20 protein-coding genes, 3 tRNA genes and 1 other RNA gene are annotated in these 22834 nt (G+C 50.7%); 15 read left to right on the top strand and 9 right to left on the bottom strand.

Annotated features, from left to right (window positions below; genetic code table 11):
* Positions 1-639 precede the first annotated feature (639 nt).
* The 4 genes from BUA28_RS11855 (at position 640) to metW (ending at position 4321) form a co-directional block, all read left to right on the top strand.
* Positions 640-1185, top strand: coding sequence for a chorismate--pyruvate lyase family protein (locus BUA28_RS11855; protein ID WP_072768335.1), 546 nt, complete (start codon positions 640-642; stop codon positions 1183-1185).
* A complete protein-coding gene (gene ubiA, locus BUA28_RS11850) occupies positions 1182-2060 on the top strand; it encodes a 4-hydroxybenzoate octaprenyltransferase (RefSeq protein WP_072768326.1) in 879 nt (292 codons plus the stop codon). The genes BUA28_RS11855 and ubiA overlap by 4 nt, the downstream gene beginning before the upstream one ends.
* Positions 2057-3520 (top strand): 4-hydroxy-3-polyprenylbenzoate decarboxylase, encoded by a 1464-nt coding sequence (gene ubiD, locus BUA28_RS11845; RefSeq protein WP_072768325.1) that lies wholly within the window; start codon positions 2057-2059, stop codon positions 3518-3520. The genes ubiA and ubiD overlap by 4 nt, the downstream gene beginning before the upstream one ends.
* Before the next feature lie 159 nt (positions 3521-3679).
* Complete coding sequence (gene metW / locus BUA28_RS11840; RefSeq protein ID WP_072768324.1) at positions 3680-4321, top strand: methionine biosynthesis protein MetW; 642 nt, start codon at positions 3680-3682, stop codon at positions 4319-4321.
* 12 nt (positions 4322-4333) lie between these two features.
* Here metW and BUA28_RS11835 read toward each other — a convergent pair whose 3' ends face one another.
* Entirely contained in the window at positions 4334-5722 is a 1389-nt protein-coding gene (locus tag BUA28_RS11835; RefSeq protein ID WP_072768323.1) for an AmpG family muropeptide MFS transporter, read from the bottom strand.
* A 58-nt stretch (positions 5723-5780) separates the two neighbouring features.
* Complete coding sequence (locus tag BUA28_RS11830; RefSeq protein WP_072768322.1) at positions 5781-6554, bottom strand: exodeoxyribonuclease III; 774 nt, start codon at positions 6552-6554, stop codon at positions 5781-5783.
* A gap of 27 nt (positions 6555-6581) precedes the next feature.
* Between BUA28_RS11830 and pyrE the strand changes: the two genes are divergently transcribed.
* Positions 6582-7238, top strand: a complete 657-nt coding sequence (pyrE, locus tag BUA28_RS11825; protein WP_072768321.1) for an orotate phosphoribosyltransferase — start codon at positions 6582-6584, stop codon at positions 7236-7238.
* Positions 7239-7309: 71 nt separating this feature from the next.
* Here the strand turns inward: pyrE and BUA28_RS11820 are convergent, their stop codons facing one another.
* Entirely contained in the window at positions 7310-7783 is a 474-nt protein-coding gene (locus tag BUA28_RS11820; RefSeq protein ID WP_072768334.1) for an LEA/WHy family protein, read from the bottom strand.
* Positions 7784-7907: 124 nt separating this feature from the next.
* On the opposite strand from BUA28_RS11820, the gene rnpB reads away from it, so the two are divergent.
* Together rnpB and BUA28_RS11810 are read left to right on the top strand one after the other, a co-directional pair.
* Positions 7908-8210, top strand: an RNA gene (rnpB, locus tag BUA28_RS11815) — RNase P RNA component class A.
* A gap of 414 nt (positions 8211-8624) precedes the next feature.
* Positions 8625-9230: a hypothetical protein gene (locus BUA28_RS11810; RefSeq protein WP_072768320.1), complete on the top strand. Its 606-nt coding sequence runs from the start codon at positions 8625-8627 to the stop codon at positions 9228-9230.
* Between the two features lie 444 nt (positions 9231-9674).
* Here BUA28_RS11810 and BUA28_RS11805 read toward each other — a convergent pair whose 3' ends face one another.
* From BUA28_RS11805 to BUA28_RS11780, 6 genes are all read right to left on the bottom strand, one after another.
* Positions 9675-10862 (bottom strand): serine palmitoyltransferase, encoded by a 1188-nt coding sequence (locus tag BUA28_RS11805; RefSeq protein ID WP_072768319.1) that lies wholly within the window; start codon positions 10860-10862, stop codon positions 9675-9677.
* Positions 10862-11113, bottom strand: a complete 252-nt coding sequence (locus tag BUA28_RS11800; protein ID WP_072768318.1) for an acyl carrier protein — start codon at positions 11111-11113, stop codon at positions 10862-10864. Before BUA28_RS11800 ends, BUA28_RS11805 begins: the two co-directional genes overlap by 1 nt.
* 35 nt (positions 11114-11148) lie before the next feature.
* Positions 11149-12063, bottom strand: coding sequence for an NAD-dependent epimerase/dehydratase family protein (locus BUA28_RS11795; RefSeq protein ID WP_072768317.1), 915 nt, complete (start codon positions 12061-12063; stop codon positions 11149-11151).
* A 7-nt stretch (positions 12064-12070) separates the two neighbouring features.
* Complete coding sequence (locus BUA28_RS11790) at positions 12071-13876, bottom strand: fatty acyl-AMP ligase (RefSeq protein ID WP_256598312.1); 1806 nt, start codon at positions 13874-13876, stop codon at positions 12071-12073.
* 654 nt (positions 13877-14530) lie between these two features.
* Positions 14531-14875, bottom strand: coding sequence for a SpoIIAA family protein (locus BUA28_RS11785; RefSeq protein ID WP_072768315.1), 345 nt, complete (start codon positions 14873-14875; stop codon positions 14531-14533).
* A 57-nt stretch (positions 14876-14932) separates the two neighbouring features.
* Positions 14933-16033, bottom strand: coding sequence for an aromatic ring-hydroxylating oxygenase subunit alpha (locus BUA28_RS11780; protein WP_072768314.1), 1101 nt, complete (start codon positions 16031-16033; stop codon positions 14933-14935).
* 237 nt (positions 16034-16270) lie between these two features.
* Here BUA28_RS11780 and BUA28_RS11775 point away from each other — a divergent pair, with 237 nt between their 5' ends.
* The 8 genes from BUA28_RS11775 (at position 16271) to epsA (ending at position 22807) form a co-directional block, all read left to right on the top strand.
* Entirely contained in the window at positions 16271-16525 is a 255-nt protein-coding gene (locus BUA28_RS11775; protein WP_072768313.1) for an exodeoxyribonuclease VII small subunit, read from the top strand.
* On the top strand, positions 16515-17408 hold the full coding sequence (locus BUA28_RS11770) for a polyprenyl synthetase family protein (protein WP_072768312.1): 894 nt from the start codon (positions 16515-16517) through the stop codon (positions 17406-17408). Before BUA28_RS11775 ends, BUA28_RS11770 begins: the two co-directional genes overlap by 11 nt.
* A 45-nt stretch (positions 17409-17453) precedes the next feature.
* Positions 17454-19298, top strand: a complete 1845-nt coding sequence (gene dxs, locus BUA28_RS11765) for a 1-deoxy-D-xylulose-5-phosphate synthase (protein WP_072768311.1) — start codon at positions 17454-17456, stop codon at positions 19296-19298.
* Between the two features lie 62 nt (positions 19299-19360).
* Positions 19361-20161 carry a GTP cyclohydrolase FolE2 gene (folE2, locus tag BUA28_RS11760; RefSeq protein WP_072768310.1) on the top strand — a complete coding sequence of 267 codons (801 nt, stop codon included), beginning with the start codon at positions 19361-19363 and terminating at the stop codon, positions 20159-20161.
* A 151-nt stretch (positions 20162-20312) separates the two neighbouring features.
* A tRNA-Pro gene (locus tag BUA28_RS11755) sits at positions 20313-20389 on the top strand.
* Between the two features lie 36 nt (positions 20390-20425).
* Positions 20426-20502, top strand: a tRNA-Arg gene (locus tag BUA28_RS11750).
* Positions 20503-20563: 61 nt separating this feature from the next.
* Positions 20564-20638: transfer RNA gene (locus BUA28_RS11745), tRNA-His, on the top strand.
* A gap of 1365 nt (positions 20639-22003) precedes the next feature.
* Positions 22004-22807, top strand: a complete 804-nt coding sequence (gene epsA, locus BUA28_RS11740; RefSeq protein ID WP_072768309.1) for an XrtB/PEP-CTERM-associated transcriptional regulator EpsA — start codon at positions 22004-22006, stop codon at positions 22805-22807.
* Positions 22808-22834 lie beyond the last annotated feature (27 nt).

Here is a 22834-nt window from a genome sequence, read left to right as displayed (position 1 = left end):
AGCGGACCCTCGAATGGCAGCACCGTACTCAAGTGATAAACCGCGCTGCCCGGATGCAATTGCTCGAAAAACCATAGCCTTTGCTGCGCAAAGGAGGCAGGAAAGAGGAACGCTTCGCGGTTTGCGGTATAAAGCGATCGTTCGTCTTTTTCGATCATGGCTGCTCCTTTCGAAACACGAGCAAACCGCTCGTCTATCGTCTTGCCTCGCCTCTCCATGGAACGAATATGTGCGGAGAATAAGGCGGCTTGAATTATCCGGCGTAGCGCATGACTTTCCTCGAAAACCAAAACGATGCGATTTGATATTTCCCGACACATAAGGCTGGCGACGGGATTGAGTTCCTTATTCGCGTATCCTTGGTACGCGCGCAATTCGCATCCTGAACTCTACTGCTGTTAAGAAATTATAGCCTTCCAAAATATAAATTTAGCCTAATTGACGCTTTTTTCAAGTTCATGTCAATTTCATACATTTCCATACCGCTTGTATACTCCTTTATCGACACATCAGCCTGGAGAGCTTTTTAGTCTTGATAAGAAAGAGCCCGAGTGATGTTCGCGCCGTCCACCTGGGGAGGATAGGATTCAGCCGCGCTGGAATATGCGGCATAATTCACCCTTTTTTGGTTTCGCTGCGATGAAGGCTGCCCAGTTATCGGCGTGGTATCCTGCGCCGTCTTCCATATCACCCCAAGCTCGAGGATGGTTGCTGAACCGTGGTTCACTCACTCAGCTCATCCAGCAGCATTGTTGCGGCAATTTTCGTGTCAAGCCGGTATTCCAGCGCCTGGCCGGAGTGTACGTTGATGAACTTGCGATGATGAATTTGCGTCGAAACGAGTTGGCATTGGTACGGGAGGTGTACTTGTATTGCGGTGATACGCCGGTGGTATTTGCTCATTCGGTAGTGGCGAGGAAAGATCTGAGGGGCGCGTGGCGCGGGTTGAGCGGTTTAGGCAACAGATCACTGGGTACGGTATTATTTACCAATCCAGTGGTCAAGCGTACACCGCTGCGCTTCAAAAAACTGAATTCAACGCATCCACTTTTCATTCGTGCCTGCAGGCATTTGCAGGCAAAACCGCCTGGTCTTTGGGCGCGGCGTTCCCTGTTCAGCTTGAAAGGGCAATCCATACTCGTCACCGAAGTATTTCTTCCTTCCATTCTGGAGTTGACACAGTGACGCTCACACAACGTCTTGGCCATTATGAAAAGCTGATGCGCCTGGATAAGCCCATCGGCATTCTTCTGCTGCTATGGCCGACATTATGGGGCTTATGGCTTGCCGCCGGCGGCGTGCCCAGCACAGATATCCTTGTGATATTTGTGCTGGGCACCGTACTGATGCGGTCCGCCGGTTGCGTCGTCAACGACTATGCAGACCGCAATTTCGATTCGCATGTGGAGCGCACCAAAAATCGTCCATTGGCGACCGGCAAGTTGAGTTCCAAAGAGGCGCTGCTGCTGGCAGCGGGATTAAGTCTGTGCGCGTTTCTTCTGATACTGCCGCTGAACCGTCTTACACTTGCCTTGTCGGTGCTGGCGCTATTCCTGGCTGCGAGCTATCCATTCACCAAACGTTTCTTTGCGATGCCGCAAGCCTACCTTGGCATCGCTTTCAGTTTCGGGATTCCAATGGCTTTTGCGGCGCAGACGGGAGAGGTGCCCTATATTGCCTGGCTATTGATGGTGGCGAACCTGCTTTGGGTGATTGCTTACGATACCGAATATGCCATTGTGGATAAAGTTGACGATCTCAAGATCGGGATCAAGACGTCCGCCATTACTTTCGGCCGTTTCGATGTATTGGGCGTGATGCTGTGCCATATCTTGTTTCTGTGCGCCATGGTCGTCGTGGGGCTGATCCAGAAACTCGGCACTATTTACTACGCGGGTCTCGTCGCCGCGCTGGGATTGGTGTTTTACCAGTACCGCCTGATTCACGATCGCGACCGCGCTCGCTGCTTCAAGGCCTTTCTGCACAACAACTGGGTCGGCGCGGCGATTTTCGTTGGTATCGCGCTTGATTACCTGATAAATGGGGCCTCATCAGTATGAAATACAAGGACCTGCGCGATTTCATCGCCCAATTGGAGAAGCAGGGGGAACTGAGGCGCGTAACGGTCGAAATCGATCCGTATCTGGAAATGACCGAAATCTGCGACCGGGCATTGAAAGCCGGCGGTCCCGCCATTCTGTTTGAAAAGCCCAAGGGACATACCATTCCTGTGCTGGGAAACCTGTTCGGTACGCCAAGGCGCGTAGCAATGGGCATGGGGCAGGATTCGGTTGAGGCATTGAGAGAAGTCGGTAAACTTCTGGCGTATCTCAAGGAACCTGATCCGCCCAAAGGGCTGAGGGATGCATGGGACAAACTGCCCGTCCTGAAACAGGTACTCAATATGGCGCCGAAAGAGCTTTCCAGAGCGCCCTGCCAGGATATCGTATGGGAGGGTAAAGATGTGGATCTAGGCAGGCTGCCGATCCAGACTTGCTGGCCGGGAGATGCGGGTCCGCTGGTCACCTGGGGATTGACTGTCACTCAAGGGCCGCATAAGACGCGGCAGAACTTGGGGATTTATCGCCAGCAGGTGATCGGCCCGAATAAGCTCATCATGCGCTGGCTGGCTCATCGTGGCGGCGCGCTGGATTTTCGCGATTTTTGTCTGGCTAATCCGGGGCGGCCTTACCCGTTGGCAGTGGCGTTAGGGGCAGACCCGGCGACCATACTTGGTGCCGTCACACCGGTACCCGACAGCTTGAGCGAATACCAGTTCGCCGGTTTGCTGCGCGGCGCGAAAACGGAGATTGTCAAATGCCTGAGCCATGATCTGCAGGTTCCGGCGAGTGCAGAAATCGTACTGGAAGGGTATATCTATTCAGGAGAAACAGCATTGGAAGGCCCATTTGGAGATCATACCGGCTACTATAACGAGCAGGAAATCTTTCCGGTGTTTACGGTCGAGCGCATCACCATGCGGCGCGAGCCGATTTATCATTCGACATACACGGGCAAGCCACCGGACGAGCCGGCCATACTTGGTTTGGCACTTAATGAAGTGTTCGTGCCACTGCTGCAGAAGCAATTTACCGAAATCATCGACTTTTATCTTCCACCGGAAGGCTGTTCCTATCGCATGGCAGTGGTGAGCATGAAGAAGCAGTATGCGGGCCATGCCAAACGAGTCATGTTCGGCGTGTGGAGTTTTCTGCGGCAATTCATGTATACCAAATTCATCATTGTCACGGATGACGACGTCAATATCCGCGACTGGAAGGAAGTCATCTGGGCAATCACCACACGAGTGGACCCCGCACGGGATACGCTGATTGTTGAAAATACCCCGATAGATTACCTTGACTTCGCCAGCCCGGTATCCGGCCTGGGCGGAAAAATGGGATTGGATGCTACCAACAAGTGGCCTGGGGAGACGAACCGCGAATGGGGCACCCCCATTGTGATGGACGTTGCGGTAAAGGAGCGGGTGGACAGAATCTGGAAAGATCTGGGGTTTTAGACATGTATAGTCGCAGCCCTCGCGAGTTGAGCCAATCTGACCTTGCATGCGATCTGTTATTAGACGCTACAATACGCAATATCGCTACTTTTCCTTATATCGTGCTTCTTGATGGCCGTCATACCAACTGAAGCTTGTAGATCTTACTTATTGGAAATAATGGATCGCGCAAATACTGACGACGTGGCTGATGTTGAAGAATGTAACCCCTCCGTTGCCATTCGTCCGGATTTTGGCGTAATCGCGGCATGGGTAAAACCCGGTGCAAGAGTACTCGATCTCGGCTGCGGTGACGGTTCGCTCATGTGTTTTTTGCGCGATGCGCGTAACGTGCGGGGCTACGGCGTTGAAATTGATGACGCCAATGTTCTCGCATGCTTCAATAACGGAGTGAACGTAATTCAGAGCGACCTGGAGTCGGGTCTGCAAAGTTTCGAATCGGATTCATTCGATTATGTAGTACTTTCCCAAACCCTGCAGGCGGTCAAAAATACCGAGCGAATCGTGAAGGAAATGCTACGGGTGAGTAAAGAGGGTATTGTTTCATTTCCGAATTTCGGGTATTGGAAAAATCGCCTGCAGGTTTTAGCCGGCCACATGCCGGTTTCGGAAGCGCTGCCCTATCAATGGTTCGACACGCCCAACATTCATAATTGCACGCTTGGCGATTTTGAAGAATTTTGCAGCCAGCATGGCGCCCGCATCCTCGAACGCCGGGTGCTAAATGGAAATCATCAGAACACGTTTCTACCTAATTTGCTGGGAATGCTGGCGTTTTACCGGTTTGAACAGCAGAAGTAAGCGCAGGGTTCTTTAGGTGCGAGGCATTGCGGGATCCGCAGTTTCAAATTTTGCCCGCCCGGCCAGCCACACTAAAACCAGCACAGGAATACCAAGCAGCGCTGTTCCGGTAAAAAAACTGGCATAACCGTAAGCATCGACAAAGTCGCCGCTGAACCCGGCGATAAATTTTGGCAACAACAACATCACCGAACTGAACAGAGCATATTGCGTGGCGGAATAGGCGGAGTTGGTCAGGCCGGAAAGATAGGCGATAAAAGCGGAAGAGGCAATGCCCGCTGAAAGGTTGTCGGCGGAAATGGTGAATATGAGTCCAGTCAGGTCGTGGCCGCGCCCTGTGAGCCAGACAAACAGAAGATTAGTCGCCGCTGACAATACTGCGCCGAGAAAAAGTGTGCGCATTATGCCAATTTTCGCTATAAATACGCCGCCGATGGCCGCACCAGCGATCGTCATTACTACACCATAAACCTTGGAGACTGTTGCCACCTCATCCTTGGAATATCCCATGTCTACATAAAACGGGTTGCTCATCACGCCCATCACCACATCCGAGATGCGGTAGACCGCAATTAAAGCCAGAATCAGCAATGCTTGTCCGCCATGGCGTACGATAAAGTCCCGGAAGGGCGCGACCATTGCCCCGTACAGCCAGGCCAGCAGTTGCGTGAGCCGTACGCTCAGATTCCAGTGCGCAATAGCAGCCTTGGCGCGATCTTCATTCTCCGAGATAAGACGGTTAACGGGAACATCGGGCTCCCGTATTATGAGCGTGGTAATAATCCCGATCATCATAAATGCCGCCATCGCCAGATAGGCAGTTCGCCAGGGAGCATAGTCATAGGTCGCTTCCGAAGGATCTACCGCCGCTGCTATCCATAAAGCGCCAGCGGAAGCCAGAATCATCGCCATGCGATAACCTGCTTGATAGGTGGCAGCCATTGCGCCTTGAAGCCTTAGCGACACCGCTTCGATTCTGTATGCGTCCAGTGCAATGTCCTGCGTTGCAGAAGCGAAAGCGACGGCCAGGGCAAAAAAGACCGTATGCGTCAAATTTTCGAGCGGATCTGTGTTCGCTATGCCGATCAGGGCGATGACAATGGAGACTTGCGATAGCAAAAGCCATGCGCGCCGTCGGCCCAGTAAGCGGGTTAATAGTGGCAACGGCAGACGATCTACCAGCGGGGACCACATCCATTTGAAGCCATAAGCCAATCCTATCCAGCTCAAGTGGCCAATAGTGGAACGATCGATCCCCGCTTCCCGTAACCAGAATGACAAGGTCCCCAGTACCAGTAACAGCGGCAACCCGGCAGAGAAACCCAATGACAGCATTCCCAACACCCGTGGGTGGGTGTAAATACGAAAAGCGTGAAGCCAGCCGGACAAGGCAGCGGGCATTAGGCCAAATCCGGCATTTGAGGCAGGGCATCTAATTGATCGATTACCTGATTCGGGATCATAAGCTGTAGTCGTAGTCGATAATAAGCGGGGAATGATCAGAAAACCGTTCCGTCTTATAAATGGACACAGCCTTGGCCTTGGCGGCAATTCCGGGGGTAGCGATCTGATAATCGATGCGCCAGCCCACATTTTTTGCCCATGCCTGCCCTCGATTGGACCACCACGTATATTGCTCAGGTTCAGGATTGATTTGACGGAATACGTCGACAAATCCAAGCTCGTGAAAAACGTCAGTAAGCCAAGTGCGTTCTTCCGGGAGAAAGCCCGAATTTTTTTGATTGGATCGCCAGTTTTTCAGGTCGATTTCCTTGTGGGCAATATTCCAGTCGCCGCATAAAACGATCTCTCTGCCGCAATCTGCCAATTGTTTAAGCATGGGGAAAAATCGCTCCAGAAAGAAGAATTTTGCGGCTTGCCGATGTTCGCCGCTGGAGCCGGAAGGGAAATAGACCGATATCACGCTTACTCTGCCAAAGTCGAGGCGCAGAAAACGTCCTTCCGCGTCGATCTCGGCGATGCCCAGGCCCTCGATAACGTTGTCCGGCTTGCATCGGCTGTACGTTCCTACGCCGCTGTATCCTTTCTTTTCAGCGCAATGAAAATAGCCATGATAGCCATCAGGTGATGCTATTTCTCGAGTAATATCAGCGGCCTGTGCTTTCAACTCCTGCATGCATACGATGTCAGCTTCCTGTGTCGGCAGCCATTGAAAGAACCCCTTGTTTGCCGCAGAGCGTATGCCGTTCAGGTTAACCGTTATAATTCGCATATCTGTCTTCTCGGGTTCGTCATTGCAATGTTCAATTTTCGCCAGGAATTTATTGAATTCGCCATCAGCCGCCATGTACTTTGTTTCGGCGAATTTAAAACCAAAGCCGGGCGAATGTCGCCATATTTCTTCAATGCCGGACTATTTAACGATGGCGACTCTCTGAGAAAGCTGGGTCAATTTTACGCCAAAGCCATTCTTGCCGCCCAGCTTCCGTTTGACATGCTGTTCGGCTCCGCCTACAAAGGCATTCCACTGGTTAGCGCCATAGCGATCGAGCTGGCCGAGCGCGGGTATAACTACCCTTTCTGTTTCAATCGTAAAGAGGTGAAAGACCATGGCGAAGGCGGAAACCTCGTGGGTGCGCCGCTGGGCGGACGAGTACTGATGGTTGACGATGTAATTTCCGCCGGAACGTCAGTACGTGAATCCGTTGGTTATATCCTCGGTGCCGGTGCCATTCCCGGGGGACTCATCATTGCGCTGGATCGGATGGAGCGCGGCAGCGGAACGCTTTCTGCCATGCAGGAGGTGCGTCATGAATTTGGTATTAGCAGCACAAGCATCGCCAACCTGGATAGCATCATCGATTATCTGCGGAACAGGAAGGAGTTGGCGCACAACCTGCGTGCGATGGAAGAATATCGCGCGCGATATGGTGTTAATCAATCCGATATTGCGTAACTACACTTCTAAAGTGGGTTACGCGGGTTCAGGCAAGTCGGCGTCGCGTTAGGACAACCGCGCACGCGCATTTACCGCACTTCCTCTGACGGCAGGGTTGGTAAAGTAATTTCTCCCGTGGAGTTGAAGCTTCTTCCAATAGCGAGCCCCGCTCCGCCCAGCCGGCCGTGCAGCTGGTATTCGGCTTTTGTACGATCGCCGGTAGCCAAGTCAAACGCATGACGAATAATTGCGGTCGCGGGCACGGTCACAGGCACAGTAATAACCGTTTCTCCAAAACGCGAGATGGTGCCGCGCTGATCGCTAACACCGCTCGCGAAGCTCATTCCACGTAAATCGAGATCAAGCGCAATGCCGTCATAATCGACCGGTTGGTCACTATGGTTCTGAATCCTGAGCTGTACCGCAAAGCGCGCTTCCATGCCTTGTCCCTCCAGGGGATCAAGTCCCGCCACAGAGATACGAAGTGGTTCCTGATGATGCAATAAAGCGCATCCGGAAAGGATAAGCACTAACGCCGAGATAAGCAGTTTTCTAAGGTTCATCCAGGCCATCCGTCTTTCAAATCAGGATCATAACTCGAATATTTCATAAACCGGTTGTTTCAGCAAATAAATCTTGATTGAGAAGTTTGCTTTCTCTTTGCCGGGTTAGGGTATTATCGCGATCGAAGCTGGCTAGACAGTCGCTGCCTGCTTTTCAGTAATGGAAGGCAGGGGGAGGAAAGTCCGGGCTCCATAGAGCAGGATGCCGGTTAATGGCCGGCCGCCGTGAGGTGAGGAATAGGGCCACAGAGACGAGCGTATTAAGTTACGGTGAAACGCGGTAACCTCCATCCGGAGCAAGACCAAATAGGCAGGCAATGATGCGGCTCGCTGAGCCTGCGGGTAGGTTGCTTGAGCTTGCGGGCAACCGCACGCCTAGAGGAATGACTGTCCACGACAGAACCCGGCTTACCGGCCAGCTTCATTTTCTTTTGTATGAGGCCAACATCCATACAAAAGAAAAAAGCGGTCCTCACACAAACTGGGGTCGCGAAGGCGATGCGCGAATGATATTGATTCGATGATTGAATTCTCGTTCGATTCACTGAATAATTCCATGACACATTCGCCATATGCCCTCATCACCCCTTTATACCGGGGCCCAACAATACTGCACCAAGCAGCTCATGGTTGAGATAACCACATAATTGGACTGCTTGGATTTATCGCATGCCGCAATTCTGGCGACGCTGGGGTAAACATATTTCAGCTTGATTAGCTCATCTTTTCGCGAAACGACCGGACGTACTCTATTTCCTATTCCCGGACGGTTTGTTATACAATCTTTTACTATCGTCAGCGCTGTGCGCGATGAATTTGCGAATTCGAAACCGGAGATACTATGAAGAAAATGTTTGAGTGGGTTGCTGGGCTAGCGTGTGCTACGAGCGTAGCACTGGTGGCGCTGCCAGTCCACGCCCAGCTTATGCTTGCTCATGAAGGCCATCATTCGGGAGACTGTGCTATCAAATCGGGTGCTTTTCCCGTTGCCTTCAGTGCTTATGAAAAACCGAAGGGCGCACTTCCGCCCACCCATGCATATTGCGATCATGTGCCGGAAGTTGGCGAGTTGTATTTCACGGTAGATTTGACGGATCTCGACTCTCGCGAAATACCAATTGCAGTCCGTATGGTTATGGAAGGGCATGGAGAGGGCGGCGGGGAGCATGAGATTATGTCCATACCAGCCAAAGAGTACGCATCTGGAAGCATCACCTTCTCGCTGAACCTGGAGGAACTTGGCCAGTATGCCTTGCTACTGGAGACAGAGAAGGGTGGGAAGATGACGACAGCGGTGCGCATTCCAGTACATGTCGGAGGGGGTGGAGGTCACGACGGCCATGGCTCAGGCTTTGGCGCGACAGAGATCGTGCTATTGCTGGGCGCAGCCGGCGCCGCTGCCTTCTTTTTCTTGCGCCGTCGGACAACGAGTCCCAAGACTTCCTGACTTAATGGTATCGAGTAGGCAACCAACTCTGCGCTTTCCATCTAGCGGTTGCCCATCAAGGGTGACCTTAGGGACATGGAAGCCCCAAAGTTTCTGCTTTGTCATTTATCGCAGATAAGCGATATCGCACTCTCATTGTTCGAGTCTGTTTTTCTGGTACTGTATTTACCTTATGTAAATATAGTAATGCCCATGAGCTTACTGAACAGAAAGTAAATGGGCGAGCCAGGTCAAATCATTCAAAATGCCTACCCATATTTCCACCTTAAGGAAAGGCTGCGTGGGAGCAGTCCTTTATAGATAAGGAACGCATGCAGGCTGTTCCATAAATTATCATTGTTTTATTCGTTAGATTCCGGATCGATGCGAAGCCGCCAAGCTCTGCCATAACAGGGCGAAGCCTCCGCAACCGGGAAACGGAAAGACCAGGTAACTGCGCAGAGCCTACGCGAAAGTAATTTCGCGCAACTCGGCGAAAGCGCTGCCTACATGATCCATCTGTTCACTGGTATGAACTGCACTAACACTGCAGCGCACCAATGAGCGGCCGTCAGGTGCGGCTGGCGGTAATACTAAATTAACATAGATACCATGATCAAGCAGGCCCTTCCATAGCATCAGCGCCTGCCGCGGCGTGTCGAGTATGATTGCGATAACGGGGCTTGGCTCTGGGCCAAGCTGATAGCCGAGGTCATCAAGCCGAGAATAAAGCTGGTGCACATTCTTCCAAAGCTGTTGGCGTAGCTCGATGCCGTCATGCAGCAATTTGAGTGCTGCCCGGGTTGATGCAATAGTAGCCGGTGTAGGCGATGCGGTGAATATATAAGGACGGCTGACATAGCGTAACTGATCAAGTTGCGGGTGATTGCTCACACAGTAGCCCCCGATACCGCCGAGGCTTTTACTGAATGTACCAGTGATGAAATCAACTTTATCAATGAGCCCCGTTTCCTCTACCAGGCCCTGGCCTGTCTTGCCGAGGACGCCGAGCGAATGTGCTTCGTCTAGAAGAAGCGTGCTGCCGTAGGCATTCTTTAGTTTGACAATCTCCGCAAGGGGTGCCCGATCACCCAGCATGCTGTAAATGCCTTCAACAATGATTAATGTGGAGCGTGACCGGTCTCCAAGACGCCGGAGACGCTTTTCCAGATCCACCATGTCGTTGTGCCTGAACCTGATAATTTCAGCGCCACTTAAACGGCATCCGTCATATATGCTTGCATGAGAATCGCCATCAATAAGAACAACATCCCCAGCGCCAGCCAAGCCGGAGATCGTAGCGAGATTGGCCTGATATCCGGTTGTAAAGACAATACAGGAGTGGCAGTGGTAAAAATCGGCAAATTCCCGTTCAAGAGCGCGGTGTCCACTGTAGCTACCGTTGGCCATGCGTGAACCTGTCGTACCTGTGCCCTCGCTATCGATTGCTGAGTGCGCTGCGGCCAGACACTCGGACGCGAAGGTAAGCCCGAGATAGTTATTCGTACCCAGGAATAGTATGCGGCGATCGCCAATTCTCGCCTCGGTCGAAGAATAAACCTCTTCTATAGGTGTGCCAAAAACGTCAATACCCTCGGGTAGCAGGGCTTTTCTCGTCGCAGCAACGGCATCAAGCTTATCTAGCAAACTCATTATTGTGCGGACTTTATTCGGTGGATTAAATTCGCAAGCTCTTGAACAGTCTGCACATCCGCAAGCGCATTAAGCGGAACGGAAATGTCAAACTCATCTTCAATTTCCATAACTAGATTCAGCAATTTGACAGAGTCGATCGCAAGCTGATGAATGAGATCAGTCTGCGGTGTGATTTGCGCGTCGGGCTCACAAAATTGCTTAAGGTGATGGCAAAGTTTCTGCAGAACATCGGTGTAATCGCTCGCCATGGCTGCTCGGTTTGAATTGAATTATTTGTTAGAAATTATACCGCTTGAGGCAAGGCATCACGCAGTCGGACCGAGGGCCGCCAACCGGGAAGCGCCTGGGTTAGAGGCGTTATATCGCAAATCCAGTTGGGATGCTGTAATTCTCTGACTTTACCCGGGGTCAACATTGGGGAATAGCGTAGCAACCGCGCCGACCATAAATTAATGGTCGCGACCAACCAAACAAGTGACGCCGGGAAGAAGATACAGTGTACGGGCCGTTTCCAGACTTCCTGCGCAATTACCGCTACAGATTGACCATTGTAGCCTCCGGGCGTCCCATCATCAAGTTCATAGACGCCTTGCACGGGATTTTTAGTGGAAAGCCAACAGGTAATAGCCGCCACCAAATCATTAACGTGTAGTAAACCGAAGCGCATCCCGCTTTGCCCCACCATCGGCAACAGGCCGCGGCGGGTTGCTCTGAAAAGTGGGCTCATTTCTTTATCGCCTGGGCCATAGACGGCGGTCGGACGAAAAACCGCATATGGCATCCTTTGCGAGTGGTCAATAACCAACTGCTCAGCCATGCGCTTACTGGCCGCGTACCAGGAAAGCTCTGGTTGTCTGGCAGCCAAGGAAGATATGAGGAGAAAACGAGGCGGTGAACTTTGCTCTATTGAGGCACGCACAAGATTGCCCGTGCCGTCCACATTAGTATGAATGAAATCTTCGAGAGAGCTACCGCGAACCTGCCCCGCGCAATGTACAACAGCAGATACACCCTCGACAAGGTTCCGCAGTGCCTGATGGTTATCTAAATCACCTTCAATCCATTGCGTAACTTCGTCGCCAACCCGCGGACGCCTGGTCAAGGCCTTGACCTTCCACCCTTCACTGATCAGTGACTGTAGCAGAACATGACCAATAAAGCCGGTGGCGCCGGTCACGGCCACCCAGGACCCTGACATATGCTGGTTATTTTTCCCCGGACTCAGCGGATAGCTGGTCAGTCGGTTGTGTCCGCTGTATGAAACCCTGGCGTGCAGCAAAACGCGATAGCTTACCTGAGGAAGTGCGAGGCAAAGTATGCGGCGAGACCAATTCGACCAGGCAATTAACGCCAAACGCCATATATACAAGACGTTGCAACCGGTTGGTGAGAGATTGGCGATCTGCTACCGAAGTCAGACGACATTCTATGACCAAAACGATCGTTGTAATATCATTAGAATCGGTTATACCAAAGGCGGAGGCTTCCCGTGTTCTCACCTCAGGTTGAAGCTCGGCGAGTTCTTCTATGTCTTGTGCGCGGATATTGCGCCCGTTAACGATGATTACATCTGTACGACGGCCAGTGACATAAAGATCGCCCTCAAACAGGAAACCAAGATCACCTGTATCCAACCAGTTTCCAGGTTGGAGCGTTTTTTCAGTATCTTCCGGATTGTTGAAGTAGCCTGTCATAATACTGCTACCCTGCACCAGCACGCTGCCCACTTTCAAATCAGACAATTCCTGTCCGCCATCATCCACGACCTTGACTGTGTGCTCTGGCAAAGGTCGCCCACAATTTACGAATTCGCTATATTTCCTGCCCTCCACCTGCAGCCGGACCGCAATTTTTTTGTCAACCAGGGTCCCAGCGTCTACTTGGATGCTCTGAAAACCTTTTCCAATCTGTGAAAAAGTTACGGCAAGCGTTGATTCCGCCAGTCCATAGCAAGGAAGAAAGGCACGCGCATCAAAGCCCGCAGGCCCGAATTTATCTGCGAAATTTCTCAAGGTATCAGGACGGATCATCTCGGCACCGACACCTGCCGCTCTCCAACTGCTGAGATCAAGGTCTTCCAAATCGGAATCACGGACCCGCAAAGTGCAGAGCTTGAGGCCAAATGGCTGACTAAACGCCACGGTAGCACGGTTTCGGCTAATCAGTCGCAACCACTGCAGAGGCCGGATTGCAAAATCACGGGTAGCCAGATAGTCGACCGAAACTTGCGCCACCATGGGGGCCATCACCATGCCCACCAGTCCCATATCATGGTAGAACGGTAGCCATGATGCGCAGCGGTCGCCAGCGCGTATTTCCAGGCCGTGCCGAACAATACCCTGTAAATTGCTCATCAATGCGCGTTCGGTAATAATTACTCCACGCGGAATGCGAGTGCTGCCCGAGGTAAATTGAAGGTAAGCGATTTCTTCAGGGGTATTTACGGGTAGCGCTATATCGGAAACTGCGAATTTTCCGAGTTGTTCCGGAGTGCCGACCCAGCGTAATTCCTGCGATCCTTCTGCAGCTTCGCTCAGAAAATTAATATAATCCACATTGGCTATGGCGGCGCTTGCCTGACCTGCGTCAAGCATCCCCCGCAGCTGCTGAACATATACTGCATGACTGCCAAGATTGACCGGTACCGGCATCGCAAAAGGAACCAATCCAGCATAGCGGCAGGCAAAAAACAGCTCTACAAATTCTGGGGTGGTATCGGCAATAATGGCGACGCGATTACCGCTCGTCAGGCCCATGCCCATCAAGCGCCGGGCTGAGATCTGGGCGTTTTGCCTTAACGCCCGATACGGGAGGATCGAGCGTAGGTTGCCCTTGGCATCATAAAAATTAAATCCCGCGACGCCGCCTGCCGCATATTCCAAGGCAGCGCTCAAGGTTTCAAAATCAGCTAATCGTTGATCTTGAGTGTTGTACGTCGGTGTTGGGGTTATTACTATTGGCGACTCGTTTAATAACCGAGGATCAAACGCTTGCGTTAGCGGAGCGTTCAACTTCGCTATTGTTGAACTCAAGGTCTTCCCCTCCAAATTAATGGTCTAATCATCTTTTTGTAATGTAAGTAATCCGGTCCGAAATACAGTAGTTCTGATTAACAACAGTTTACCGCTCGGGCTCGGAATGCTCAGCTTGAATTTGAATCTGTATTAATTAAATACCAGGAGCTCAAGTGCTCTACCAAGATCAGTAACAGACGACACGTTGGTTGACTTCGCTGCCAACGCATTGCTATCCGCCATATCCATATAGCCTTAATGCCACTATTTGAGTCGTGTCAGGCATCGTTTAAATAAATTGCAGACCTTCCTTGAGACAGCAAGATCGACAGGTTCCATTCTGTACGAGTTAGCGGCCAATATAAAGAGATTTTGGAGAATAGAAGAGAAATGTGTCGTTTTTTTGCAACACTACTCGAACCTGCGTCTTCGATTGGACTAGCCGCACTTGGCCTAGACCTCTTCAGCAGGCATTCTACATGAATACGATCGCCAAATGGACGAGCGATTTCATCTTCGTAGTGCGGGCTTCAGCCTGTCGGCAGGTTGTTCATCACAGGCTTATGGAAGGGAATGGGGTGGGTAGCGGGAGAAACTCAGGTTTCCTGATCGTGATAAGCGCAGATAAGTCTGAGTCCGCAGCAGGTCGCTTTACGCTTCTACCCATGCCTTGGCATCGGTGTAGTTACCGAATACTCTGATGTCAGCATCAACGAATAGATTGGATACCCAAGCGCCCCAAGCCTGCCACTGGTTCTCAGTAATTATTGCAACCCGGTTAAATTCACTGCCGTGGGCGCGGATGAATTTGAGATCTTCCCATGCGACGTCGACAGTATAGCCCAGCATATCGCGCCAATCGAACAGCACATTCACTTTGCTGTCGCGCCTGGATTTGTAGAGTACCTGCTCTTCGAATTGCTTATAGTCAGCCAAGGTAAATTCACCGAAAACAGCAACACTGATTAAATTGTCAGCTTCCTGAATGGTAATCATAGGGTAATCTCAAAAAAACATGCAAAATCAATCAGCGGCAAATTCACAGTTTCACAGTTACTTTATGTACGGCCCGATTTCGCGTCGCACAAATTCATGGAAATGAACCATACCATCTTCCATGGGTGACTGATAGGGGCCTGTTTCATTGATTCCCTGCTCATATAGCGCGCGACGTCCGGCTGTCATCAGTTTGCAGATTTCGTCGTCTTCAACCGCGGTTTCGTGATAGGCGGCCTGTTCCGCTTCAATAAATTCACGTTCGAACAAGACAATATCTTCAGGATAATAAAACTCGACCACGTTGGTGCAGCGCTCTGTTCCTGACGGAACCAGCGTACTTATAATCAGTACATGCGGGTACCATTCTAACATGATGTTTGGATAGTAGAGCATCCAGATCGCACCATACCTCGGTATTTTTCCTGCGGTCTGACGCAATAGTTGCTCATGCCATTTAGCATAGACCGGAGTGCCGGGACGAGTAAGCGCATCATTTACACCCACAGTCTGCACGTTGTACCGCTCTGCAAATTCCCATTTAAGTTCAGTGGTATTGATGAAGTTGCTCAAGCCAGGGTGATACGACTCGACGTGATAGTCTTCCAGGTAAACCTCGATGAAAGTTTTCCAGTTGCAGGCATATTCTTCTATCTGGACCCGCTCCAGTACATGGCCCGAAAAATCGAAATCCTTGAGAACGCTCAGGGGCGCCAGATCGCGCGCGATATTTCTCTTGCCTTCAAATAGCAACCCGTTCCAATTCTGCAGCGGGGTACTGCCAAGGTTGAGGCAGGGATTTTTCGAAAAATTGGGAGCACCCAGCAGCGTACCGCTCATATCGTAAGTCCATCGATGTATGGGGCAGACAATGTTTCTGGTATTGCCGCGGCCCTTCAGCAGCAGAGATTGCCGGTGCCGACAAACATTGGACAGGAGTTCAATGCCACCTTTGTTACGCACCAGAAATTTGGCATTACTCATCCATTCCCGCACATAATAGTCGCCCACATTCGGCAGCATGATTTCATGGCCGACATAACCAGGCCCCTGGTCGAACAAAAGGTGTTTTTCCAGGTCGAGAATGTGCGGGTCAAGGTACCATTCAACCGGCAGTTGAGTCGGCGCCAGTTGGAAAACATCAACGAGATCGGCCATATTTCGTTACTTTTAGATCTTTTGAGGAATAAAAAAGATAGTTGAAAGATAAAAAACACTGAATAAACGCATTGGGCAAAGTGGAAAGCGCTTGCTCTCTTGCTGAAACGCTTATAATTGCCGCTAAAAGATCGTTTTTGAGGGAAAGTTTCTTGGATTTAATTGACCTGACCCCGCTTATTGCGTTATTTTTGTAGCTTGCCCGCAATATACATAACTTGCGACAATGTGTTTATCATGACAAAGCCCGCTAACCCCGTCAAATTTTCACGGCCCGAAAGTTTCGAAGCCGCATTGACAGAATTGGAAGCTATTGTAATAGAAATGGAAGCAGGACAAATGCCCCTCGAAATATCACTCGAAGCTCACAAACGTGGCGCAGAGTTGCTACAATACTGCCAATTAAAACTACAGGATGCGCAACAACAGGTACGCCTTCTTGAGGCCGACACACTGAAAAATTTCTCCCCGTCCGGTATCGATGACCGCTGATTTCCAGGATTGGGCGAGGAACCGCCAGGTACGCATCGAAAATTCCCTGCAGACCTTGCTTCCCGCCGCAAACGTTGCTCCCGAACGTCTGCATGACGCCATGCGCTATACCGTTTTGGGTGGAGGCAAGCGTGTGCGACCGTTGCTTGCCTTTGCGGCAGGAGAGCTGAACAAGGCGGATGAAGAGCGGGTGACGATTGCCGCGGCCGCAGTAGAACTGATACATGCCTATTCACTGGTGCATGACGATTTGCCATGCATGGATAACGACGTGTTGCGGCGGGGTAAGCCTACTTGCCATATCGAGTATGGCGAGGCCATTGCACTGCTGGCGGGCGATAGCTTGCAAAGCCTCGCCTTTCAATTGTTGGGCGAGCATTGCTTGGCTGATACCCCGAAAATGCAATTGGAAATGGTTAGGCATCTGGCGCAAGCGTCGGGTTCTCGCGGCATGGCGGGGGGGCAAGCCGTTGATCTTGCCAGCGTCGGAAAGACATTGAGTCTGCCGGAACTGGAGTTTATGCATATTCATAAGACCGGAGCGCTTATTCGGGCTGCTGTAATGCTTGGCGCCGGTTGCGGTAGCAGTTTGAACGAGAGCCAGTTGATGAGTCTTGATCATTTCGCGAAGTGTATCGGCCTTGCGTTCCAGGTAGTGGACGACGTGCTCGATGCAGAAGCGACTACCGCGACATTAGGTAAAACTGCCGGCAAGGATGCCGAAAATAATAAGCCAACGTACGTGAGTATCCTCGGAAGCACCCGAGCGCGCGAACTGGCTGAAGAGTTGCGGCGCGACGCATATCGGTCGCTGGATGCTTTTGGCGCAACGGCGGGACGGTTGCGGCAAGTAACCGACTTCATCATCCAGCGGGAGTTTTGACCCGTATTTTCTTCGGTAAAGAATACTATAATTTTCAAGGTTTAAATGTATCCACTGCTTGATACCATCACTACCCCTTCAAAGTTGCGAAGGCTGGAACGCAAGATGCTGCCGCAACTTGCCGACGAGTTGCGGCAGTTCCTGGTTGAATCCGTTTCTAAAACCGGCGGGCATCTGTCTTCCAATCTCGGTACGGTTGAACTGACCATAGCCCTGCACTATGTTTTTAACACACCCAACGACCGCCTGGTATGGGACGTGGGCCATCAGACTTATGCCCATAAAATTCTTACCAGTCGTCGTGAGGGTATGAGCCGACTACGCATGCGGGGCGGTATAGCAGGATTTCCCCGGCGTGACGAAAGCGAGTACGACGCCTTCGGTACGGCTCACTCCAGCACCTCCATCAGTGCTGCTTTAGGTATGGCGGTAGCAGCACAACGCGAGGGTAAAGGGCGATGCGTGGTTGCAGTGATTGGCGACGGCGCCATGAGTGCAGGTATGGCGTTCGAAGCCCTGAACAATGCGGGCGCGATGGACACCAATTTATTGGTGATTCTCAATGACAACGACATGTCGATTTCGCGTCCGGTAGGCGCACTCAACAATTATCTCGCAAGGCTCATGTCAGGTCAGTTTTATGCGACGGCACGCCGCGCCGGGGAAAAAATGCTGGGCGTTGTTCCACCCGTGCTTGAACTTGCGAAGCGCGCCGAAGAGCATGTAAAAGGCATGGTGACGCCTAGTACGCTATTTGAAGAGTTCGGTTTCAACTATATCGGCCCCATTGATGGTCATGATCTTGACGTGCTGGTTGGCACGCTCAACAACATCAAGCATCTTGAGGGCCCTCAGTTTCTGCATATCGTAACGCGCAAAGGCGCAGGCTATAAGGCGGCAGAGGAAGACCCGATTCTTTATCACGGCGTAACCAAGTTTAATCCGGATGCCGGTATTATTCCCAAAGCCGCAGGCAAGCCGTCATATACGCAGATTTTTGGAGACTGGCTGTGCGACATGGCTGCAATGGACCAGCGTCTGGTCGGGATTACGCCGGCGATGCGAGAGGGTTCCGGCTTAGTGAGATTCTCACAGGAATATCCTGATCGTTATTATGACGTTGGTATCGCAGAGCAGCACGCGGTCACTTTTGCCGCAGGCCTGGCTTGCGACGGTTTGAAGCCGGTTGTCGCAATTTATTCAACTTTTTTGCAGCGCGCTTACGATCAGTTGATCCACGATGTCGCTATCCAGAATCTGCCGGTGGTGTTTGCTATCGATCGGGCCGGATTGGTTGGAGCAGATGGCCCCACGCATGCCGGGAGTTTCGATTTAACCTATTTGCGCTGTATTCCCAACATCACCGTGATGACCCCAGCGGATGAGAATGAATGCCGTCAGATGCTTTATACCGCATTTCAGATGGATACGCCCACAGCGGTGCGATACCCCCGAGGCGCGGGAACGGGTATAACACCGCAAACGCAGATGCAGATGTTACCGATAGGTCGGGGTGAGATTCGCCGGGAAGGCGTAAAAATTGCGCTGCTGGCTTTCGGCAGCATGCTTAAACCTTGCCTTGAAGCGGCAGAAGAATTAAATGCTACCGTGGCTAATATGCGTTTTGTCAAACCCTTGGACGATGATCTGGTCGCGTCACTGGCAGCAGACTACGAATTGCTGGTAACGGTCGAAGAAAATACCATCATGGGTGGGGCTGGTAGTGCGGTGATAGAATCCTTGGCAAGCAGGGGCTTCACAGTTCCCGTATTGCAATTGGGTTTGCCCGATGTTTTTATAGACCAGGGTGAGTGCTCTCAAATGCTGGCTGATTGCGGATTGGATAAGGCGACCATCGTCGAGTCCGTCAAAGCAAGATTTTTTGAGTAGTTAACGCAACCGGATGCATATATTTATGCATCAGTGTTCGCTTCCAGGAAAAAATACCCTTCATGAATGATGCGAATTTTCCTATTGCGGATGTGCAGAATGCATTCGATACCCGGCTTATTGCAATTAACAGAGCGGGTATCAGGGCCATTCGTCACCCAATCTCGATAAGAGACAGGGACGGGTCTATCCAACACACCATCGCCGTGTTCAATATGTATGTGGATTTACCGCATAACTTCAAAGGCGTACACATGTCGCGCTTTGTGGAGATACTAAACGGCCACGACCGGGCGATTTCTGTGGAATCGTTCGAAAGCATGCTACAGGCCATGGTAGAGAAGCTCGAAACGGAATCTGGCGACATCGAAATGACGTTTCCTTATTTTGTCAGCAAAATGGCTCCGGTTTCACGCATAAAAAGCCTGCTGGATTATGAGGTAACTTTTATCGGCGAACTGAAAAAAGGAAGCTACCAATTCACCCTGAAAGTTGTTGTACCCGTGACTAGCCTGTGCCCGTGCTCCAAACAGGTTTCCGATTATGGCGCCCATAACCAGCGATCCCATGTGTCAATATCAGTTAGAACCAGGAGCTTCATATGGATAGAGGATCTGGTACGAATGGCGGAGGACCAGGCGTCGTGCGAACTCTATGGATTATTGAAACGTTCAGACGAGAAGTATGTAACCGAAAAGGCTTACGACAATCCGAAATTCGTCGAGGACGTAGTGCGTGACATTGCCGCGATACTGAATCGGGACGGACGTATAGACGCCTATGTGGTGGAATCTGAAAATTTCGAATCCATCCATAATCACTCCGCCTACGCGTTGATCGAGCGAAATAAGTGCGAGAGCTGAGGTTCAATTCAATCAGGAAGTTCGCACATTAACCTGTGTGCTGGAAATGCGGAAGAAATTCCTGTCAATGCTTGCACGAGATTCTTTCAATATTATTCCCCAGCAGTATAAATTGACCTTTTGTGGCCGGAAAGGTATATTATCGCCCTTCCGGGGTGTAGCGTAGCCTGGTAGCGCGCCTGGTTTGGGACCAGGATGTCGGGAGTTCAAATCTCTCCACCCCGACCAATTCATGCTAATCTGAGGCGAAATCCGATTTGAGTGGTGCCCGTAGCTCAACCGGATAGAGCACCAGCCTTCTAAGCTGGGGGTTACAGGTTCGATTCCTGTCGGGCACGCCATAAGCTATCTCTTTAGCGATTGGCGCCTGAGCATCAAACTATGCATTATTTTTATCGGATGGTGGCTGTAGCTCAGTGGTAGAGTCCCGGATTGTGATTCCGGTTGTCGTGGGTTCGATCCCCATCAGCCACCCCAAATATATCTCTGCTTCGCATTATCTCTAGTCATCATGGTTATGCACACTGACTGATCCCTACAGTCAGGCACCTGCCAACCTTCACGGATACAAAATATCTTCCAGCAACGCGACCAACTGTGGTACAGGTAACTGTATCGCGTATCCTCACGCGCCTTCTTACCGAAAAAGACCGATAGTTAAGCAAGAGCTTGGCGTCTAAATCTGGCTTAGATGTCTTAGCAGCCTGCCGCACTTAGAGGAATTCAGCTGCAAAAACGACAGGCCCGTTCATATTTCGCCGCTTTTTCAGCCAAATAGAATCAAAATCCTTAAAACATCCCCTCATCCAGTCATTTTTTTTCTGCGATTCTTCAAAGCCCGACAGGATGCTAGAAGCTACACAGATATGGCATGTACTTTATATGGATAGCGCCATCAGCCACCCATGAATCTACGTCTTAAATAGACGCAATCGCATTCCTCGAAGGAATCTCGATGAACGACAGCTAAATATCATCCACTTTGTGCAACACGGATAAGCGAACCCACCTCGTCCGGCTCCAACCCACAAAAAGCAATCTTAATCGGTAAGAGGCAAAACGTCTCCTTTTAGAGACTCTAAATTATCATAATAAACATATAGTTATGTTTGAGTAATAAATAATCAATACGCTTTGGCGACATTAATGCGCCAACATGCCGCGCTAAGCGACTGATTTAAAGGGTTAATTAGGTTGGCACGAATCATGCTTATCTTAGTAAGGGGTAAGCCGTCTTCCGCAATTATCGTGTGATCAAAGAGCGAGTTTACAGATTGAATGCACCTCTTGTAGAGAGAGAGAGTTCCAAGTAAGCGAACTCGGCCACCAGCATAAAAGATACGCTGGGCCGCTATGCTCCGGGGAATGCTATGTTCGCTGTCGCACAGACTAAATGAGGCGGATAGAGAAGTATAAGAGGCTTATGTCGATGTATTAAAGGCGGATTAGTCAGGTTTTTTTAGTCTACCGAATATTGAACTCTAAAAGATCCACTGGTCGTCGCGTCAGTTAGAGCGAATGGCTTAAAAAGCATCGCGATGTGACTGGTAATACGGAACGCGTGCCAATATCGGTACTGGAACAACCTGATCTCCCGATAACCGCTAGCTCAATAGAATGAATTCATGGCGGTGTTGATTTAATTATCAGGATCTGACCACCGGAAGCATCCCTGTAGAAATGGCAGCTTCGAACCCTGAGTAGGATTACATAACAATTTGTAATTTCCACATCCATTTGAGTCGGTTGGTAACGACATGCTATTGAGAGCGATTTGGAATTCTTGAAGAGCTCAATCAAATCTAACCCATCTAAATAATAAATAGTTTACTCATTCACGACATGGGTTTTTTCTCCTCACTCTCTGCTGATCACCTTCAGCGCTACTTCCGAATCGTCCAGGAAGGATTAGCGGTGCGCCAGCATTTCGATTTTCTCAGATGGCTTCAGGGAGATTTACAGCATTATCTTCCCCATGAAATCATGCTCGTCGCCTGGGGTGACTTCCACTCGAATTCCATTCGGCACGACATTATTTCCGCTTTACCGGGTGTTAGAACCGCCCAATCAGAACCGGCAAGTCTTTCTCCATTGTTGCGGACGCTTTATAACCGCTGGGTCGAACTTGGCAGAATGCCATGCACGTCAACCATTTGCAAAGGCGATACCGGTGAGTCCGATATTTTTGGCGGTAAAAGCGTCGCGACAGGCGCCTTTGGCAGAGCTTTGCAAGGCATGCATTCATCACTTTCGCACGGCATCAGCGACAAGCGTGGCCATAATGATTGCCTATACGTAATTTTCAGCTCGGAAGATAATCTTGATGATTCCACGCTCAGTACGATGGAACTACTATTGCCATATCTTGACGCTGCCTTGCGCAGAATTACACCTCTGCCGCAGTGCTCCTACCTCCGGCCGCTTCTGACGGACTCGCTGGAAAGCGAAAACCACAGGCTGAGCGAGCGCGAAATTGAAATAATGAACTGGGTAAAGAAGGGTAAAACCAATGCCGAAATAGGCAGCATTTTGAGTATTAGTTCTTACACGGTAAAAAACCACTTACACCAGATTTTTAGAAAGCTTGACGTCTATAATCGCATGCAAGCCGTTTCCAAAGTGGAGCGCAGTCCGAGCCATGGCTGAAGTTCATCCCACATTTTCCGCCTCGAC

The organism is Nitrosospira sp. Nsp11, from assembly GCF_900142705.1.
GTDB lineage: Bacteria > Pseudomonadota > Gammaproteobacteria > Burkholderiales > Nitrosomonadaceae > Nitrosospira.
This window is presented reverse-complemented; position numbering and strand designations above follow the sequence as displayed.